16 protein-coding genes and 5 pseudogenes are annotated in these 16,495 nt (G+C 72.9%); 12 read left to right on the forward strand and 9 right to left on the reverse strand.

All coding sequences use genetic code 11. The annotated features are described in order from the left end of the window. Positions 1–36: 36 nt before the first annotated feature. Positions 37–723: an SAM-dependent methyltransferase gene (locus DEJ15_RS16045; protein WP_110825912.1), complete on the forward strand. Its 687-nt coding sequence runs from the start codon at positions 37–39 to the stop codon at positions 721–723. 133 nt (positions 724–856) lie between these two features. On the opposite strand, the gene pgi is transcribed toward DEJ15_RS16045, so the two are convergent. After that, the gene (pgi, locus tag DEJ15_RS16050; RefSeq protein WP_110825911.1) at positions 857–2,578 is read right to left on the reverse strand and encodes a glucose-6-phosphate isomerase; all 1,722 of its coding nucleotides are present in this window, start codon (positions 2,576–2,578) and stop codon (positions 857–859) included. Between the two features lie 215 nt (positions 2,579–2,793). Here pgi and DEJ15_RS16055 point away from each other — a divergent pair, with 215 nt between their 5' ends. The 6 genes and pseudogenes from DEJ15_RS16055 (at position 2,794) to DEJ15_RS16080 (ending at position 9,037) form a co-directional block, all read left to right on the forward strand. Continuing rightward, a complete protein-coding gene (locus tag DEJ15_RS16055; protein WP_110825910.1) occupies positions 2,794–3,876 on the forward strand; it encodes an NADH:flavin oxidoreductase/NADH oxidase in 1,083 nt (360 codons plus the stop codon). A 186-nt stretch (positions 3,877–4,062) separates the two neighbouring features. After that, positions 4,063–5,226, forward strand: coding sequence for a sensor histidine kinase (locus DEJ15_RS16060; RefSeq protein WP_284175272.1), 1,164 nt, complete (start codon positions 4,063–4,065; stop codon positions 5,224–5,226). Continuing rightward, a pseudogene (locus DEJ15_RS16065) lies at positions 5,208–5,895 on the forward strand (response regulator). Before DEJ15_RS16060 ends, DEJ15_RS16065 begins: the two are co-directional and overlap by 19 nt. 130 nt (positions 5,896–6,025) lie before the next feature. Then, positions 6,026–6,908: pseudogene (locus tag DEJ15_RS16070) on the forward strand (ABC transporter ATP-binding protein). A 59-nt stretch (positions 6,909–6,967) separates the two neighbouring features. After that, positions 6,968–7,990 (forward strand): annotated as a pseudogene (locus tag DEJ15_RS16075) (ABC transporter permease); the annotation flags it as partial. 732 nt (positions 7,991–8,722) lie between these two features. Continuing rightward, entirely contained in the window at positions 8,723–9,037 is a 315-nt protein-coding gene (locus DEJ15_RS16080) for a helix-turn-helix domain-containing protein (protein ID WP_284175273.1), read from the forward strand. 60 nt (positions 9,038–9,097) lie between these two features. On the opposite strand, the gene DEJ15_RS16085 is transcribed toward DEJ15_RS16080, so the two are convergent. The 4 genes from DEJ15_RS16085 to DEJ15_RS16100 all read right to left on the reverse strand — a co-directional run bounded on the left by DEJ15_RS16085 (position 9,098) and on the right by DEJ15_RS16100 (position 10,330). Beyond that, positions 9,098–9,697: a TetR/AcrR family transcriptional regulator gene (locus DEJ15_RS16085; RefSeq protein ID WP_110825904.1), complete on the reverse strand. Its 600-nt coding sequence runs from the start codon at positions 9,695–9,697 to the stop codon at positions 9,098–9,100. Between the two features lies 1 nt (position 9,698). Further along, positions 9,699–9,830, reverse strand: a complete 132-nt coding sequence (locus DEJ15_RS16090; RefSeq protein ID WP_284175274.1) for a hypothetical protein — start codon at positions 9,828–9,830, stop codon at positions 9,699–9,701. A gap of 17 nt (positions 9,831–9,847) precedes the next feature. Then, positions 9,848–10,012 carry a hypothetical protein gene (locus DEJ15_RS16095; protein WP_181419614.1) on the reverse strand — a complete coding sequence of 55 codons (165 nt, stop codon included), beginning with the start codon at positions 10,010–10,012 and terminating at the stop codon, positions 9,848–9,850. 90 nt (positions 10,013–10,102) lie between these two features. Further along, the gene (locus tag DEJ15_RS16100; protein WP_110825903.1) at positions 10,103–10,330 is read right to left on the reverse strand and encodes a hypothetical protein; all 228 of its coding nucleotides are present in this window, start codon (positions 10,328–10,330) and stop codon (positions 10,103–10,105) included. A gap of 305 nt (positions 10,331–10,635) precedes the next feature. Here DEJ15_RS16100 and DEJ15_RS16105 point away from each other — a divergent pair, with 305 nt between their 5' ends. Further along, complete coding sequence (locus tag DEJ15_RS16105) at positions 10,636–11,277, forward strand: NAD(P)H-binding protein (RefSeq protein ID WP_110825902.1); 642 nt, start codon at positions 10,636–10,638, stop codon at positions 11,275–11,277. Positions 11,278–11,410: 133 nt separating this feature from the next. Here DEJ15_RS16105 and DEJ15_RS16110 read toward each other — a convergent pair whose 3' ends face one another. Further along, on the reverse strand, positions 11,411–11,965 hold the full coding sequence (locus tag DEJ15_RS16110; RefSeq protein ID WP_110825901.1) for a TetR/AcrR family transcriptional regulator: 555 nt from the start codon (positions 11,963–11,965) through the stop codon (positions 11,411–11,413). 393 nt (positions 11,966–12,358) lie between these two features. Between DEJ15_RS16110 and DEJ15_RS16115 the strand changes: the two are divergent. Then, positions 12,359–13,267: pseudogene (locus DEJ15_RS16115) on the forward strand (MFS transporter); the annotation flags it as partial. Here the strand turns inward: DEJ15_RS16115 and DEJ15_RS16120 are convergent. Continuing rightward, positions 13,152–13,499, reverse strand: a complete 348-nt coding sequence (locus tag DEJ15_RS16120; RefSeq protein ID WP_146232898.1) for a hypothetical protein — start codon at positions 13,497–13,499, stop codon at positions 13,152–13,154. The pseudogene DEJ15_RS16115 and the gene DEJ15_RS16120 sit on opposite strands and share 116 nt — an antisense overlap. A gap of 82 nt (positions 13,500–13,581) precedes the next feature. On the opposite strand from DEJ15_RS16120, the gene DEJ15_RS16125 reads away from it, so the two are divergent. Beyond that, the gene (locus DEJ15_RS16125) at positions 13,582–13,896 is read left to right on the forward strand and encodes a DUF7882 family protein (protein WP_110825899.1); all 315 of its coding nucleotides are present in this window, start codon (positions 13,582–13,584) and stop codon (positions 13,894–13,896) included. Between the two features lie 186 nt (positions 13,897–14,082). Here the strand turns inward: DEJ15_RS16125 and DEJ15_RS16130 are convergent, their stop codons facing one another. Continuing rightward, on the reverse strand, positions 14,083–14,784 hold the full coding sequence (locus DEJ15_RS16130) for a TetR/AcrR family transcriptional regulator (RefSeq protein ID WP_284175276.1): 702 nt from the start codon (positions 14,782–14,784) through the stop codon (positions 14,083–14,085). Between the two features lie 75 nt (positions 14,785–14,859). After that, the gene (locus tag DEJ15_RS16135) at positions 14,860–15,000 is read right to left on the reverse strand and encodes a hypothetical protein (RefSeq protein WP_284175277.1); all 141 of its coding nucleotides are present in this window, start codon (positions 14,998–15,000) and stop codon (positions 14,860–14,862) included. Positions 15,001–15,071: 71 nt separating this feature from the next. Between DEJ15_RS16135 and DEJ15_RS19060 the strand changes: the two are divergent. Both DEJ15_RS19060 and DEJ15_RS19065 read left to right on the forward strand, forming a co-directional pair. Then, positions 15,072–15,731 (forward strand): annotated as a pseudogene (locus DEJ15_RS19060) (MFS transporter); the annotation flags it as partial. 241 nt (positions 15,732–15,972) lie between these two features. Next, entirely contained in the window at positions 15,973–16,398 is a 426-nt protein-coding gene (locus DEJ15_RS19065) for an MFS transporter (RefSeq protein WP_349814752.1), read from the forward strand. The last annotated feature ends 97 nt before the right edge of the window (positions 16,399–16,495 follow it).

The raw sequence follows: 16,495 nt of genomic DNA on the forward strand, positions 1-16,495 counted from the left end.
CTGGCCCTGGATGAGCGCCGGTGGGATGCTGCGCGCATGACTGCGTACCCCGCTCCCCGGTCCGAAGCCGAGACGTTCTGGACGGCCCGCTACGGGGACTCACCGATCTGGTCCGGGCGGCCGAACGCATCCCTGGTCGACACGCTCGGGCCGCTCGTCCCCGGAACGGACGACGATCGCGCGTCGGACCACGTCGGCGCCGAGACCGGCCCCACCGCCCTCGACCTCGGGTCCGGCGAGGGCGGCGACGCCCTGTGGTTGGCGGCGCAGGGGTGGCGGGTGACCGCGGTGGACATCGCGCCGAACGCGCTGGACCGGGGCCGGGCCGAGGCGGAGCGTGCCGGGCTCGGCGACCGGGTGCGGTGGGTGCAGGCCGACCTGGCCGGGTGGGACACCGACGACCGGTTCGACCTCGTGTCCGCGTCGTTCCTGCACTCGTCGGTGTCGTTCCCGCGGGCGGCGGTGCTGCGCCGTGCGACGACGTTCGTCGCCCCGCGGGGACGCCTGCTCGTGATCGGGCACGCGGGCTCGCCGTCCTGGGCCGCTCACGAGGAGCACGCGCACGCCGAGCCCCTGGTCGGGCCCGGGGAACAGGTCAGCCAGCTCGCACTCGGTGCCGGGTGGACGGTCGAGGTCGCGGAGCTGCGCACGCGGACCGTCACCGGACCGGACGGTGGCACGGCGACGCTCGAGGACTCCGTGGTGCTCGCCCGACGCACCTGAGGGCCGGACGTACGACCGGCCCGGACGGCCGGCTCAGACGACCGGAGGCCCGGGATGACGGGAGGCCCGGGGCCCGCCGGACAGGGACGTCGCCCTGCCTGCGTGCCCCGGGCCTCCCGGCCGGGCGGCGGCGTCAGCCGCGCAGCTCGAGGTACTTCGCGATGAGCGCCTTCGTCGAGGAGTCCTGCGCGTCGAGGACCGCACGGTCGCCCTGCACGGCCGGGGTGACCTGCAGCGCGAGCTGCTTGCCGAGCTCCACGCCCCACTGGTCGAACGAGTCGATGCCCCAGATGGTCCCCTCGGTGAACACGATGTGCTCGTAGAGGGCGATCAGCTGGCCGAGGACGCTCGGGGTGAGTTCGGGCGCCAGGATCGACGTGCTCGGCTTGTTCCCGGTGAAGGTGCGGGCGGCGACGATCGCCTCGTCCGTGGTGCCCTCGGCGCGGACCTCGTCAGCGGTCTTGCCGAACGCGAGCGCCTTCGACTGGGCGAAGAAGTTCGCGAGGAACAGGGTGTGCACGTCCTGGCCCGGCTGCACGGCCTTCCCGTCGCCGGTCTCGTCCTGCAGCGCGTGCGCGGGCTTCGCGACCGTGATGAAGTCGGCCGGGATCAGGCGCGTGCCCTGGTGGATGAGCTGGTAGAACGCGTGCTGGCCGTTCGTGCCGGGCTCGCCCCAGAAGACCTCGCCGGTGTCGGTGACGACGTCCGAGCCGTCCCAGCGGACCCGCTTGCCGTTCGACTCCATCGTGAGCTGCTGCAGGTACGCGGGGAAGCGGTGCAGGTACTGCGTGTACGGCAGGACCGCGTGGCTCTGGGCCCCGAGGAAGTTCGTGTACCAGACGTTGAGCAGGCCCATCAGGACCGGGACGTTCTCGGCGAGGGGCGCGGTGCGCATGTGCTCGTCGATGGCGTGGAAGCCGGCGAGGAACTGCTCCCAGTTCTCCTTGCCGATCGCGATGACGACGCTCGTGCCGATGGCGGAGTCGACCGAGTAGCGGCCGCCCACCCAGTCCCAGAAGCCGAAGGCGTTCTCCGGGTCGATGCCGAACGCGGCGACCTTGTCGAGCGCGGTCGAGACGGCGACGAAGTGCTTCGCGACGGCGTCCTTCTTCTCGTCGTCGCCGGCGTCGGCGAGGCCGAGACCCTGCCACAGCCACTGGCGGGCGAGACGGGCGTTCGTGAGCGTCTCGAGGGTGCCGAAGGTCTTCGACGCGACGATGAAGAGCGTGGTCTCGGGGTCGAGGCCGGCCGTCTTCTCGGCGATGTCGGCCGGGTCGATGTTCGAGACGAAGCGGACCTCGAGCCCCTGCTGCACGTACGGCTTGAGGGCTTCGTAGACCATGACCGGGCCGAGGTCGGACCCGCCGATGCCGATGTTGACGACGGTCTCGATGCGCTTGCCGGTGACACCGGTCCACGCGCCGGAACGGACCTGCTCGGCGAAGCCGTAGACCTTGTCGAGCGTGGCGTGCACGTCGGCGTCGACGTCCTGCCCGTCGACGGTCAGGGGCGCGGCGGGCACGAGGCCCTCGGTCGCCGCCGGACGGCGCAGCGCGGTGTGCAGGACGGCGCGGTCCTCGGTGACGTTGATCCGCTCGCCGGAGATCATCGCCTGGTACCGCTCGGCGACGCCGGTGTCCTCGGCGACCTGGAGGAGGGCCTGCAGGACCTCCTCGGTCACCAGGCCCTTGGAGAGGTCGACGGTCAGGTCGGCTGCCTGGAAGGTGTACTTCTCGGCACGACCGGGGTCGGCGTCGAACCACCCACGGAGGTCCGGGGAGAAGCCGTCGGCGATGCCGGCGAGCTGCTTCCACCCTGCGGTCGTCGTGGGGTCGACGGGTGCGGATTCGGTCACTTCGGTCCTCCTGGACGCCAGAGTTCGGTCAGCCCGCAGACCTGGCGCAGCATCGCGTCGCGGGCCGCGTCCGAGCGTAGTGCCGTCGCACTCACCTCGCGCACAGGGGGAGGCGCCCTGGGCGAGCAGTACGCCGACAGTCGTACTGTGGACGGGCCTCCCGGCGGCTCCACGTCCGCCGGCCGGTCCCCTGCACGACCAACGGAAGGACCCGCGTGACCCACGCACTCTTCGACCCCATCACCCTCCGCGGCCTCGAGATCCGGAACCGCGTGTGGATCCCGCCGATGTGCCAGTACATGGTGGAGGCGCAGGACGGCGTCCCGACCCCGTGGCACCTCGTCCACCTCGGCGCCCTCGCCCGTGGCGGTGCCGGTGCGGTCGTCGTCGAGGCCACCGGCGTCGTCCCCGAGGGCCGCATCAGCCCGCAGGACCTCGGCCTGTGGAACGACGACCAGCGAGACGCCTTCCGACCGATCACCGACTTCATCCACAGCCAGGGTGCGGTCGCCGGGATCCAGCTCGCGCACGCCGGCCGCAAGGCCTCGACCAGCCGCGAGTGGGGACCCACCGCGGGCGGCGGCAACGTCGCGCCGGAGCAGGGCGGGTGGCAGCCGGTCGGTCCGTCGCCGATCGCGTTCCCGGGCCTGCACGTCCCGACCGAGCTCACGACCGAGGGCATCGCCGAGGTCGTCCGTGCGTTCGCCGCTGCGGCCCGTCGCGCCGTCGACGCCGGCTTCGACCTGCTCGAGCTGCACGGCGCCCACGGGTACCTGCTGCACGAGTTCCTGTCACCGCTGTCGAACGAGCGCACCGACCAGTACGGCGGGGCACTCGAGAACCGGGCGCGGGCCCTGCTCGAGACCGTCGACGCCGTGCGCGCCGAGGTCGGCGAGGCCGTCCCGCTCGTCGTGCGCCTGTCCGCGACCGACTGGGTCGAGGGCGGCTGGGACCTCGCCGAGACCGAACAGGTCTCCACGTGGCTCGGCGAACACGGCGTCGACCTCGTGTCGGTCTCCACCGGCGGCAACGTGGCGGACGCCCGCATCCCGGTCGGCCCCGGGTACCAGCTGCCCTTCGCGACCGCGATCCGGCAGGCCACCGGGATCCCGGTCGCGGCCGTCGGCATGATCGACGACGCCTTCCAGGCCGAGCAGATCGTCGCCCTCGGGCAGGCCGACGTGGTCCTCGTCGGACGGGGTGCGCTGCGCGACCCGAACTTCCCGATCCGGGCCGCCCAGGCGCTCCGGGTGGACCTGCCGTACAAGCCCGCCCCGTACGAGCGCGCCTACCGCTGACGACCGGTCCGCCGCCGGGCGGCACGGCCGTGCCGCTACCGTGGTGGCATGACGGGCACGGGGGGCGACCGCCGGGGGGCGGTCCGACGCAGGACGACGGCTGGTCACGGCTGCCGGTGGGCCCCCGCGAGCACCGGCAGGACGCGGTCCTGGCGCTCGTGCTCGCGGGGGGCGCTCGCGGTCTCGGTGACCCTGTACTCCGCCGTGGGGCTGTACGACGACCCGGCGGCGTGGTGGGTGTGCGCACTGATGGTCGTCGCGAACGCCGGGCCCCTGGCGTTCCGCCGCCGGTTCCCGATGACGGTGGCCGTCGTCGCCGCGCTGGCCTTCGCGGCCACGCAACTGCTGCACGTGCCCGAGGGGCTCTTCACCAACTTCACGCTCTTCATCGCGCTCTACACCGTCGGGGCGTGGTGCTCCGACCGCGTGCGGGCCGAGGCCGTGCGCTGGGTCGTCATCGCCGGGATGTTCGCGTGGGTGTTCCTGGCGATCGTCTTCCGCTGGTCGGTGCCGAGCGCGCTGCCCGACGACGGTCACTCCGTCATCCCGCCGTTCGTCGCGAGTTCGCTCCTCACGATCGTCATCAACCTCGTCTACTTCGGCGCCGCCTGGTACTCGGGCAACCGGGCCTGGGCAGCGGCCGTCGCCGCGCACGAGCTCGGCCAGCGCACGGCCGAGCTCGCCGCGGAACGCGAGCGGTCGGCGGCGCAGGCGGTCGCGCTCGAACGCGTCCGGATCGCCCGTGAGCTCCACGACGTCGTCGCCCACCACGTCTCGCTCATGGGCGTCCAGGCCGGTGCCGCGCGGCGCGTGCTCGACCGCGACCCGGCGCAGGCGGCGGCGTCCCTCGGCGTCGTCGAGGACAGCGCCCGGACCGCGGTCGAGGAACTCCGCCGGATGCTCGGCACGCTGCGGGAACCCGGTACGGACGCCCCGACGACCCCGGCGGAGGCGCCGAGCACCGAGGGCCTCACCCGGCTGCCGGAACTCGCCCGGGCCGCCACGGACGCCGGGCACGAGACCGGGTTCAGCGTCGTCGGCGACGAACGACCGGTCCCGCCGACCGTCGCCGCGGTGACCTACCGCATCGCGCAGGAGGCGGTGACGAACGTCCTCAAGCACGCCGGACCGGACGCACGGGCCGACCTGCGGCTCCGGTACCTGCCGGACGCGGTGGAGCTCGAGGTGACGGACACGGGCGCCGGGGCACGGGCCTCCCGGTCGGCGGGCGGCAGCGGGCTCGGACACGTCGGCATGCGTGAGCGCGTGGCGGCGGTCGGCGGGCGGATCGAGATCGGACCGCGGGACCGCGGCGGCTACCTGGTGCGGGCATGGCTGCCGACGACGTGATCCGGGTGGTGCTCGCCGACGACCAGGACCTGGTCCGCGCCGGCTTCCGGGTCATCCTCGAGTCGGAGCCCGGTGTCCGGGTCGTCGCCGAGGCCGCCGACGGTGCGGGCGCGGTGGCTGCCGTCGCCGCGCACCGACCGGACGTGGTCTGCCTCGACGTGCAGATGCCGGGTGTCGACGGCCTCGAAGCGGCGCGCCGGATCACCGCCGGTGCGAACCCACCGGCCGTGCTCGTCCTCACGACCTTCGACACCGACGAGTACCTCTTCGACGCCCTGGCCGCCGGGGCGAGCGGGTTCCTGCTGAAGAACGCCTCGCCGGAGAAGCTCATCGAGGCCGTCCGGACCGTCGCCCGCGGTGACGCCCTGCTCGCTCCGGACGTCACGCGCCGGGTGATCAGTCGGGCGACCACGGCCAGCGTGCCCGTGGTCGACCAGGCCGTGCCCGACGCGGACGTGGCCCTGCCGGGTCTGACGGAACGCGAGACCGAGGTGCTGCGGCTGCTCGGTCGGGGGGCTCAGCAACGCCGAGATCGCCGGCCAGCTGTTCGTCGGCGAGGCGACCGTCAAGACGCACGTGTCGAACGTCCTCCAGAAGCTCGGCGTGCGCGACCGGATCCAGGCCGTGGTCTGGGCGTACGAGCACGGGGTGGTGCGCTCGGGCGAGTGAGCCGCCGCGGTCCTCCCCCGCGCGGCGGAGACGCCGACGCACGCGATCCCCGTCTCGTGCCGGAGGCGCCGCCGCCCGCCACCGCAATAGCGTCGGAGGCGCAGCGACGGCCGCTGCGGAAGGGGACCCCATGCTCACCATCGAGGGAGTGACGAAGCACTTCGGCGAGCGCCGTGTGCTCGACGACGTCGGCTTCAGCGTCGGACGCGGACGACTGACCGGGTTCGTCGGCGGCAACGGTGCCGGCAAGACGACGACCATGCGCATCATGCTCGGCGTGCTCGACGCCGACAGCGGCACGGTCGCGCTCGACGGCGCACCGATCGGACCGGCCGACCGCCGCCGGTTCGGCTACATGCCGGAGGAGCGCGGGCTGTACCCGAAGATGCCCGTCGCCGAGCAGGTCACGTACCTGGCCCGCCTGCACGGTGTGGACCGACGGACCGCCGCGGCCCGGACGGCCGAGCTGCTCGAGCGCCTCGAGCTCACCACGCACGCCGGCGACCCCGTCGAGAAGCTCTCGCTCGGCAACCAGCAGCGCGTGCAGGTCGCCGCCGCGCTCGCCCACCGGCCCGAGGTGCTCGTGCTCGACGAACCGTTCTCCGGCCTCGACCCGATGGCGGTCGACACCGTGCTCGGTGTGCTGCGGGAGACCGCGGCCGACGGTGTCCCGGTGCTGTTCTCGAGTCACCAGCTCGACGTCGTGGAGCGGCTCTGCGACGACGTGGTCGTCATCGCCGACGGCCGGATCCGTGCCGCCGGACCCCAGGACGAACTGCGGCGGGCCGCCGGTCCCGCCGCGTGGGAGCTCCTGGTGGCGGACGACGTGGCGTGGGTCCGCGACGAGCCCGGCGTCCGCGTCCGCACCTTCGACGGCGGGTACGCCCTGTTCGAGGCGGACGAGTCCGTGGCGCAGGCCGTCCTGCAACGGGCCGTCGCACGCGGCACCGTGGCGTCGTTCGGTCCGCGGGTCCCCCCGGCTCAGCGAGGTCTTCACGGAGGTCGTCCGATGAGCCTCCTCGACAGCAGCACGATCGACGCCGTCCGGCTCGTGACGGTGCGCGAGATCCAGGCGCGGCTCCGGAGCAAGGCGTTCGTCGTCTCGGCGGCGATCCTGCTCGTGATGGTCGTCGTCGGCATCGTCGTCGGCGGGATCGTCGGGAAGTCGGCGGCGGACGCCACGACCCCCGTCGCCGTGGTGAGCGGCGTGACCCTGCCGACGACGGACGGTCTCGACGTGACCGAGACGGCGGATCGGGACGCGGCGGAGCGCCTGGTCCGCGAGCGCGAGGTCGACGCCGCGGTCGTCCCGGACGGCGGCCAGCTCGGGTTCCGGCTCGTCGGCCTCGACAGCGCCCCCACCGACGTGGTGTCGGCGTTGAGCGTGTCGCCGCAGGTCGATCTGCTCGACCCCGACGCGCTCCCGCCCGGCCTCGTCTCGCTCGTCGGCATCGCGTTCGGCGTCGTGTTCTTCGCCTCCGCGGTGACGTTCGGTCAGTCCATCGCGCAGAGCGTCGTGGAGGAAAAGTCGACCCGCGTCGTGGAGATCCTGATGGCGGCGATCCCGGCACGGGCGCTGCTGGCGGGCAAGGTGATCGGCAACAGTGTCATGGCGCTCGGGCAGATCGTCACGATCGCGATCGCCGCGGCCGTCGCCCTGGCGGTCACCGGGCAGGACAACCTGTTCACGCTGCTCGGTCCGAGCGCGCTGTGGTTCGTCGGCTTCTTCGCGATCGGGTTCGTCCTCATCGCGGCGCTGTTCGCGGCGTCGGCGGCGCTGGTGTCCCGCCAGGAGGACGTCGGCAGCGTCACGACACCGGTGATGATGCTGCTGATGATCCCGTACTTCCTCATCGTGTTCGCCCCGGACGACCCGACGGTCCTCGGCATCATGTCGTACGTGCCGTTCAGTGCCCCGATCGGGATGCCGGTGCGGATCTTCCTCGGGACGGCGGCGTGGTGGGAGCCCGTGCTCTCGCTGCTGGTCGTCCTGGCATCCGCCCTGGTGGTCGTGCTCCTCGGCGCCCGGGTGTACGAGAACGCCCTGCTCCGCACCGGTGGCCGGGTGAAGCTCGGCGAGGCGATCCGCGGCTGAAGGGCTCGACCACGCCGACTGTGGCCCCGTCACGGCGGTTCCCGGACACGGGACGCCGGACGGGGCCTCCGACGTGCGACTCTTGAGGCGATGCCGATCGACGACGCGATGCCGGTGCGTCTCGAGGTGACCGGGACGGACATCGACGATGCCGCAGCCCACCTCGCCCGTGTGTACGACGCCGAGCTCGTCGCGACGCCGAGCGCCGTCCCGTTCGCGTTCCGGTACGCGTCCATGGGTGACGACACGATGTCACTGCACACGTCGCGGTTCGCCGGGCACATCGACGGCTCGCTGCCCCCCGTCGTCCTCCGTCATCGTGCAGTGGCTCCGGTCGGGGGGCGTCCCGGCTCGACACCGGCGGCGACCCCGTGGACATGGTGCACGGCGTCCCGGTGCCCCTGCTGCCGGACCGCACGTTCTCGTTCGAGATGGACGACTACGAGCAGCGGCTCGTGCACCTGTCCCGCGAGGTCGTGGAGCGCGTCGCGTCCGAACAGGGCGCGGACGTGACGGGTGGACTCCGGTTCGACGTCACCGCCCCGCCGTCGGAGCAGTCGGTGCGGACGTGGCACAACACGGTGTCACTCGTCTCCCACACCCTGCGTGACGGCGTCCCCGGGCGCCTCCTGCACGCCGAGATGGCACGGCTGGCGTCGGCGGCCCTGCTCGAGATGTACCCGCAGCAGCACGCCGCCACTCCCGACGTGCCCCCCCGCGCAGTCCCCGCACGTGCGCGCTGCGGTCGACTACGTGCACGAGAACGCCCGGTCGCCGATCACGACGAGCAGCCTGGCGCGCCACCTCGACATCGGCTTGCGGGCGTTGCAGGAGGCGTTCCAGCGCGACCTACAGACCACCCCGAACGCGTTCATCCGGCAGGTGCGACTCGACCGGGTCCGGCAGGAGCTCCTCGCCGCGGACCCGGCGACCCGGACGGTCCGCGAGGTCGCTGCGGCCTGGGGCTTCGCCCACCTCGGACGCTTCGCCCAGCAGTACGCGGCGGTGTTCGGCGAGCGGCCGAGCGACACCCTCGCCAGGTCCTGACCGCGACGGACGCCGCACGGTTGCCGGACCACCCGTGCCGCAGAGCGGACGGCGGCGACGTCAGATGAAGGCGGAGGCCGCGGTCGGCCCGTAGGCACCCATGAGCGTCACCACGGCGAGGCGTGCCGACCGGGCGGGTCGGGTCGTCCCGTGGATGGCCGCCTCGACCTTCGCGCCGTGGACGAGCAGCGAGAGCGCGTCGGCGACGTGGACCGGGAGTCCGGCGCGGGCGGCGAGGGCGTGCAGGTGCGCCTCGAGGATGGTGAGGTGCTCTTCCGCCAGTGCGGCGACGAGCGGCTCGGAGTGGCCGAGCTCGCCGTAGCCGTTGATGAACGCGCACCCGGTCCAGGCGTCGTCGTCGAACGAGGCCTCGAGGTGTGCGAAGACGGTGAGGATCTCGTCGCGGGCGTCCTCGACCCCGTCCGCTGCGGCGGCCAGCCCCAGCGTCCAGCGTTCCTGTCGGAAGCGGAGGACCGCGACGACCGCGTCGATCCGCTCGGGGAACAGCGCTCGCACCGTTTCGGCATCGGTCAGCGCGGCTCCCGCCACGCGGCCCGCGGAGAGTCCGGCCGCGCCGGAGGTGCTGAACACGCGGTCCGCGGCCTCGACGATCCGGGCCCTGACCCACGGGTCGTCAGCTCGTTCGCCGACCCCGCCCACGTCAGCGGTTCCTGGTCGGGGTGGTCGCGTCGCGGGAACAGAGCCGTTCCAGACGACCGAGCCGCGACCAGATGTGCTGGTGTTCCGCGGCGATGCCGGTCGCGCTCGTCCCGACCCGGAGCGGGCGGGCCACGGGCGCGACAGCGTCGGTCACGCTGCGACCAGGAAGAAGTCCGCGTAGGTCGGCTCGGCAGCGGTCCCCAGGGAGAGCTTCGTCTGCACGATGCGGTCGATCTCGGACGGGGAGGTCATGCCGTGTCGGCGCCACTCGAGCGGGTCTTCACGGAGGTGTTGCATCACGGACGGTTCACGCATGGAGGGCCTCCTGCTCACGCATCAGGGCGGTCATGTCGATCGGCTCGGTCAGGGCGACGGTGTCGTACCCGGACGGGGCGGTCGGGGCGCTCACGCGGCCACTCCGAGGACGATCACGGCGAGGGCGGAGGCGGTCACGGCCGCGAGGCCGACGACGAGCGCGCTGGCTGCCAGCAGACGGCGCCGCGCCGTCTCCCGGACCTCCGAGAACCCGGTCGCGGGGCGCGAGCTGGGAGTGACGGCGGACCGGGCGGTGGCCGTGGAGTGCTCGACGACGAGCGCGACGAGCGGATTGCGGACGACGGTGGTGGCGTGCATCTGCGACGCCTCCTCACTGGGACCTCGGACGGCCCTGACTGCGGCCAGGATCACCGTGTGAACGGCCTCCGCAGATCGCGGAGGATGTCTGAGGACGACGGTGGGGCGTGCGTCCTGGCACCCTCCACGCTAGGTGACGGGTCGGCCGTGCCACGAACGAACCGGACGATCCGCGAATCGCGGACACGGCAGCGCCGCGCATCCCGAGTGGTGGTGCCGCGCAGTCCGTCCCCGCGGGTCGGTCTGCGCCTGCGAGGGCCAGCCCGGGGACGCTCCGGTCAGCCCCGGCGCGTACCGTCCGAGGCATGAGCAACGTCATCATCCTCGGCGGCCACGGCCGCGTCGCCCTCCTCACCGCGCAGCTCCTCACCGCTCGCGGTGACACCGTCTCGTCGGTCATCCGGAAGGCCGAGCAGCAGGACGACGTCCGCGCCACCGGTGCCGAGCCGGTCGTCGCCGATATCGAGCAGCTCGACATCGCCGGGCTCACCGACCTGGTCCGCGGGCACGACGCCGTCGTCTGGTCGGCCGGTGCCGGTGGCGGGTCCGCTGACCGCACGTGGGCCGTCGACCGCGACGCCGCCATCCGCACGATGCACGCCGCGCTCGACGCCGACGTGCACCGCTACGTGCTCGTGTCCTGGTCGGACGCGGGCCTCGGTCACGGCGTCCCCGAGGACGACGACTTCTTCGCCTACGCCGAAGCGAAGACGGTCGCCGACGCCGTCCTCCGCGACTCCGCCCTCGACTGGACGGTCGTCGCGCCGAGCACCCTGACGGACGACGAGCCGACCGGGGCGGTCGAGACGGCTGACCCGTCGTCGAGCATCGCCCGCGGGGACGTCGCCGCGCTGGTCGCCGCCGCGCTCCACGACGACGCGTCGGTCGGCAAGACCTTCCGCGTCAACACCGGGAGCACGCCGATCGAGCAGTTCGTCCGCGACTGACCCGCGACCCACGCCGAGACGCCGGCGTCACCCCGGAACGCCGCCGAGTCCCCGAGACGCCGCCGGATCCGGCGGCGTCTCGCTCGTTCCGCGGCGTCGCACGCAGACGGGTCCGTCCCGCGTCGCACCGCCGTCAGTCGAGCAGGGCCGCGGCAACCGTCCGCGCGGTCGCGGTGTCCCCGCCGCCGTCCCGGAGCCGCATCGCGAGCGAGCCCGACACGACGAGGAGCAGCTGGTCGGCGAGGACCTCGGCGCGGTCGCCGACGAGCGGGACCGCCCGGTCGCGGAGCCGCTCGCGCAGCGTCGACGTCTCGCCGTGCAGGACGGCGGCGATCTCCGCTGGGGCGTCGGCGTACTCCGAGGCCGTCCCGAGGAACGCGCACCACCGCGACCCGGTCGGGGTCGAGCGGAAGGCATCGAGCGCGTCGAACACGGCCAGCAGGCGCCCGCGGTCGTCGACCGCCCGCGCCACGGCGTCGTCCCAGGTCCGGATCCACTCGTCGTGGCGACGGGTCAGCGCGGCCGCGACCAGCGCCTCCTTGCTGGGGTACCCGCGGTAGAGCGTCGCGGCGGAGACACCCGCCCGTTCCAGGACGGCGTCGATCGGGGTCGCGGCGATGCCCCGCGTGAAGAAGAGTGCCTCGGCGGCGTCGAGCAGCTTCCGCTCCGTCCCTGGACGCATGGTCATGGCAGCACCCTAGGGTGTGAAAAGTGAAACGACCGTTTTCGTTCTTCGCCCGTCCCGGAGCACTCATCGCCAGCGGCACGGCGCTCATCGCCGCGACCTACGGGCTGGTCCGCCTGGCGTACGGCCTGTTCCTGCCGGACGTCCAGCGGTCCCTGTCCCTCGGAGACGGTCCCGCGGGGCTCATCGCGGCCGGTTCCTCGCTCGTGTACTGCGTCGGTGCGCTCGTCGGGTTCCTGCTCGCCCCGACCCGGCCGCGCATGACCGTGGCGCTCGCCTCCGCGTCGGCCGGGCTGGGCGTCGCGGGGATGGCCACCAGCGCGACCTCCGCGGTGTTCGGCGTCACCGCGGTCGTCGCCTCCGCCGGGGCAGGGCTCGCGTCCCCCCGCGCTCGTCCGACTCGTGCAGCGGGACCTCCGCGCCGGTCGCGCCGACCGCGCGCAGGCCGTCGTGAACTCCGGGACCGGGCCGGGACTCGTCGTCGCCGGGCTGCTCGCCCTCGTGCTCCTGCCCGACTGGCGCACGGCGTGGACGGCTGCGGCGGTCGTCACGGTCCTGGCCGGAGCGGCGGTCCTCGTCGCGGACGCGTACACACACCCGCGTCGGCAGGTCCGGGAGGACCACCCGCAGCCCGTCGGTCTCCCGCCGTGGAGCTGGTTCGTCGCCCACGGCCGCCTCGTGGTCGTCGCGCTGCTGCTCGGCACGGGGTCCGCCGCGGTGTGGACCTACGGACGGTCACTCCTCGTCGACGCGGGAGCCCCGGCGTCCCTGTCGGTGCTCGCGTGGACCGCCCTGGGCGTCGGCGGTGCAGCGGTGGCCCTGACGGCGCGTGTGCTCGCTCGGCTGCGCGCACGGACGGCGTGGACGGTCACCTCGGCGGCGGTCGCGGTCGCCACGCTCGGCCTCGGACTGGCACCGGTCGCTCCCCCCGCGGCCCTCGTCGCGCTCGCGCTCGCCACGTGCGTGCTGTTCGGCTGGGGCTACACCGCGGCGACCGGGGCGCTCATCGCGTGGACGACCGAGGTCGACGCCGGGCGGGCGGCCTCGGGGACGTCGGTGCTGTTCGTCGTGCTGGTGCTCGGACAGGCACTCGGAGCGGCTGCAGCCGGAACGGTCGTCGCCACCGTGGGGACCGGGCCGGTGTTCGCTGCCGCGACGGCCGTGGTGGCGGCCGCAGCGCTCCTGACGGTCAGGGCTCCTGCAGGTCGGGGTACTCGTCCAGGTCCGGCACGTCGGTCATCTCCTCGCCCCAGGCCGGACGCGCCGGCTGCAGGCGGAGGGTCTCGCGCTCGAGGTACACGATGACCTCGTCGTCACGGGGATCGTCGGTACCACTGTCGACCGGCACCGAGAAGATCTCGCTCGCGGGGCCGATGAGGAGATGTGCGGTGGCGGCGTCCCCGGTCTCGGTGACGACGGGGACCTCGACGACGTCGGACCGGTCGGCCACCGCGAGCGCGCGGCAGTACCGGAGGAGGGCCTTGCAGGTGCGGTCAGCGACGAGGAAGGAGCTGTTGACGTAGTGGACACGGCGCATGTCGGTCAGGCTGTCCGCCGTTCGCTGGGTGAGCGCCTAGGATCAGCCGGAGCCGGCCAGAACGGCGCGGAAGGACAGCACCATGGGCAAACTCGTCTACGACTCGACGTTCACCGCGGAGTTCGACGACCGCCTCCTGACGCACCTGCAGATCGTGATCGGCATGAAGTTGCGCCGCGGTGAGTCGTTCATGTTCTCGTGGAAGGACGACGTCGAGCTCGGCGACGGCCGGACGGCGATCTGGCTCGACCGGTCGATGCCACTGGTCTTCCGCTACTCGGGCAGCCGCGTCCCCGCCGTGAACCGCGCCTGGGTCGAAGCCCTCGGTCTGACCGCGGGGTCGTCGGCCGGCCTCCGCATCGTCCCCGAACCGACCGACACCGGAGAGACCCTGTGAAGCGCACGGTGATCACGTACGGCGGAAGCCGTTACACGATCGCGAACGAGGACGTCGCATCCGTCCAGGCCCGGATCACCGAGGGGCTGCGGAACGAGCCGTGGATGTGGCTCGAGGTGAACCACGGTGACGGCCGCGCCACCCCTGCCCGCCTGCTCGTCTCCCCGGCGACCCCGGTGGCGATCATCAGCGAGCGCGACACCGATCAGCAGGACGAGGAGTCATCGGTCGCGCGGTACATCCTGCCCGACGAGCTCCGGCCGGTGTCCGTCGAGATGGGACCCGCCGACTCCTGACCGGGACCGGCCCCGTCAGGACCGTCCGCCCCCCGAGGAGCGCTCGGAGCGCCTCCTCGAGCGGGCCGGCGACTGCTTCGACCTCGGCGGACGCCAGCGGTTCCACGCGCGTGGCGGTCCGGAGCATCGTCATGCCGAGCACCACGGACAGTGCGATCTCGGCACGGACGAGGAGGTCCTCGTCGACGACGCCGTCCGGCCGGACCGCGCCCGCCAGACGATCGGCGTACCCCCCCGCAACGTCTCCCGACGGATGTCGTCGACGGCTTCGTCCCCGGAGCTCCGGAGCAGGAGCAGCAGCTGCATCGAGTCCTCGTCGGTGGGGGGAACGGATGATGTGCCGGATGAGTCCGCCGATCGCGCGCTCCAGGTCGGGCCCGGGCCGAGGCGTCGTGGACGTCGGCCTGGTGCGGACGAGACAGGCGCGGAACAACCCCTCCTTCGAGACGAAGTAGCGGTTGATGAGCGCGACGTTCACCCCGGCGTCGGCGGCGATGTCCCGGACGGTGGTGGCCCGGTACCCGTCGAGGGCGAAGCGCCGACGAGCCGCCTGGAGGAGCGCGAGACGGGTGGCGGCGGCGTCCTTGCTCATGCCGCGATCGTAGCGCGACACCGCCCGATGTAATCAGTTGTTGACATCTCGCCCGTTCCGCGTACCCTCGTCGAGTCAGCAACTGTTGACATCGACAGCGTCGTCGGCGTCCCCATCGACCGGACGGAGCACGATGTCCACCGCCACCGCGAGCCCACGCACGGGTTCCACGCCGACTCCCGCGCCCGCGCACCGCCCGAACAGCACGGCGATCATCGTCTTCCTGTCCCTCGGCGGCTTGTCCTTCGCGGTCCTGCAGTCCCTCGTCGCCCCCCGCGCTCGCGACGATCGGCCGAGACCTCGACGCCTCGACGAGCGACGCGAGCTGGGTGCTCACCGCCTACCTGCTGTCCGCGTCCGTGCTGACGCCGATCCTCGGTCGCCTCGGGGACATGGTCGGCAAGCGCAAGGTGCTCATCGTGGTCCTCACGATCCTGCTGGTCGGGGCGGTCCTGGCCGCGCTCGCCCCGAACCTCGGCGTCCTCATCGTCGCCCGCGCACTGCAGGGTGCGGCCGGCGCCGTGATGCCCCTGTCGATCGGCATCGTCCGCGACGAACTGCCGAAGGAGAAGGTGAGCGTCACGATCGGGCTGCTCTCCGCGATCTTCGGCATCGGTGCCGGCGTCGGCATCGTCGCCGCCGGTCCGATCGTCGAGCACCTGTCCTGGCACTGGTTGTTCTGGCTGCCCGCCGTCCTCGTGGTGATCGCCCTGCTCGGCACCGTCTTCGGCATGCCGGAGTCGCCGGTCCGCAAGCCGGGCCGCCTCGACGTGGTCGGGACCGCCGTCCTCGCCGTCTCCCTCGTCGCGGTCCTCCTCGCCGTCAGCGAGGGTCAGACCTGGGGCTGGGGTGACGGCAAGACCGTCGGCCTGCTCGTCCTCGGCGCCGTCGCCCTCGTCGCGTTCGTGCTCGTCGAGCTCCGCGTCGCCGAACCGCTCATCGACGTGCGGCTCTTCGCCGTGCGCGGGGTCTGGACCGCACACGTCGTCGCGCTGGTCTTCGGCTTCGCCATGTTCGGCACGTTCGTCCTCGTCCCGACGCTCCTCCAGCTCCCCGCTGCCACCGGGTACGGGTTCGGCAAGGACGTCACCGAGGCCGGGCTGTTCCTGCTGCCGACCGTCGTCATGATGGTCATCGCCGGCCCCGTCGCCGGCATCCTGGTGCGGAAGGTCGGACCGAAGCCCCCCGATGCTGATCGGCGGGGTCGCGATCGTCGCCGCGTTCGTCATCCCCGCGGTCGCGCACGCCGAGCTCTGGCAGGTCGTCGTGTCCGGCCTGCTCACCGGCGTCGGCATCGGCATGGCACTGGCCGCCTGTTCGAACGCCATCATCGAGAGCGTCCCCGCGAACCAGACCGGCGAGGCGATCAGCGCCAACACGGTCGTCCGGACGATCGGGTCGAGCGTCGGCACCGCGGTCATCGCAGCGCTCATCACCTCGCACAGCACGCCGCAGGGCCTGCCGACCGACGACGCGTTCACCATCGGCTTCTGGGCGTGCACCGGTGTCGCGGTCCTCGCGGTGGTCGCCGCGCTCGCGGCGCCGTCGATGCGCGCCCGTCGGGCAGCGGCCGTGGCCGCCGGTGTGACCGACTTCGACGACGTCACGCGCTGACCCAGCGGCCCGGACACACCGTCCGACGGGAGGCCCGGACCGGGTGGGCAGATCCGCTCACCCGGTCCGGGCCTCCCGTCCGTCAGGCGCGGCGGCC

The sequence above is a fragment of the Curtobacterium sp. MCJR17_043 genome (genome assembly GCF_003224315.2).
Taxonomy (GTDB): Bacteria; Actinomycetota; Actinomycetes; order Actinomycetales; family Microbacteriaceae; genus Curtobacterium.

Bases quoted from the DNA above. Each gene is read 5' to 3' on its own strand.
- DEJ15_RS16135 (WP_284175277.1), bottom strand. From the start codon at position 15,000: ATGATCGCCGTGCTGTTCGGGCGGTGCGCGGGCGCGGGAGTCGGCGTG.
- DEJ15_RS16100 (WP_110825903.1), bottom strand. From the start codon at position 10,330: ATGCACGCCACCACCGTCGTCCGCAATCCGCTCGTCGCGCTCGTCGTC.
- DEJ15_RS19065 (WP_349814752.1), top strand. From the start codon at position 15,973: ATGCTGATCGGCGGGGTCGCGATCGTCGCCGCGTTCGTCATCCCCGCG.
- DEJ15_RS16095 (WP_181419614.1), bottom strand. From the start codon at position 10,012: ATGCGTGAACCGTCCGTGATGCAACACCTCCGTGAAGACCCGCTCGAG.
- DEJ15_RS16120 (WP_146232898.1), bottom strand. From the start codon at position 13,499: ATGCGCCGTGTCCACTACGTCAACAGCTCCTTCCTCGTCGCTGACCGC.
- DEJ15_RS16045 (WP_110825912.1), top strand. From the start codon at position 37: ATGACTGCGTACCCCGCTCCCCGGTCCGAAGCCGAGACGTTCTGGACG.
- DEJ15_RS16105 (WP_110825902.1), top strand. From the start codon at position 10,636: ATGAGCAACGTCATCATCCTCGGCGGCCACGGCCGCGTCGCCCTCCTC.
- DEJ15_RS16110 (WP_110825901.1), bottom strand. From the start codon at position 11,965: ATGACCATGCGTCCAGGGACGGAGCGGAAGCTGCTCGACGCCGCCGAG.
- DEJ15_RS16125 (WP_110825899.1), top strand. From the start codon at position 13,582: ATGGGCAAACTCGTCTACGACTCGACGTTCACCGCGGAGTTCGACGAC.
- DEJ15_RS16130 (WP_284175276.1), bottom strand. From the start codon at position 14,784: ATGAGCAAGGACGCCGCCGCCACCCGTCTCGCGCTCCTCCAGGCGGCT.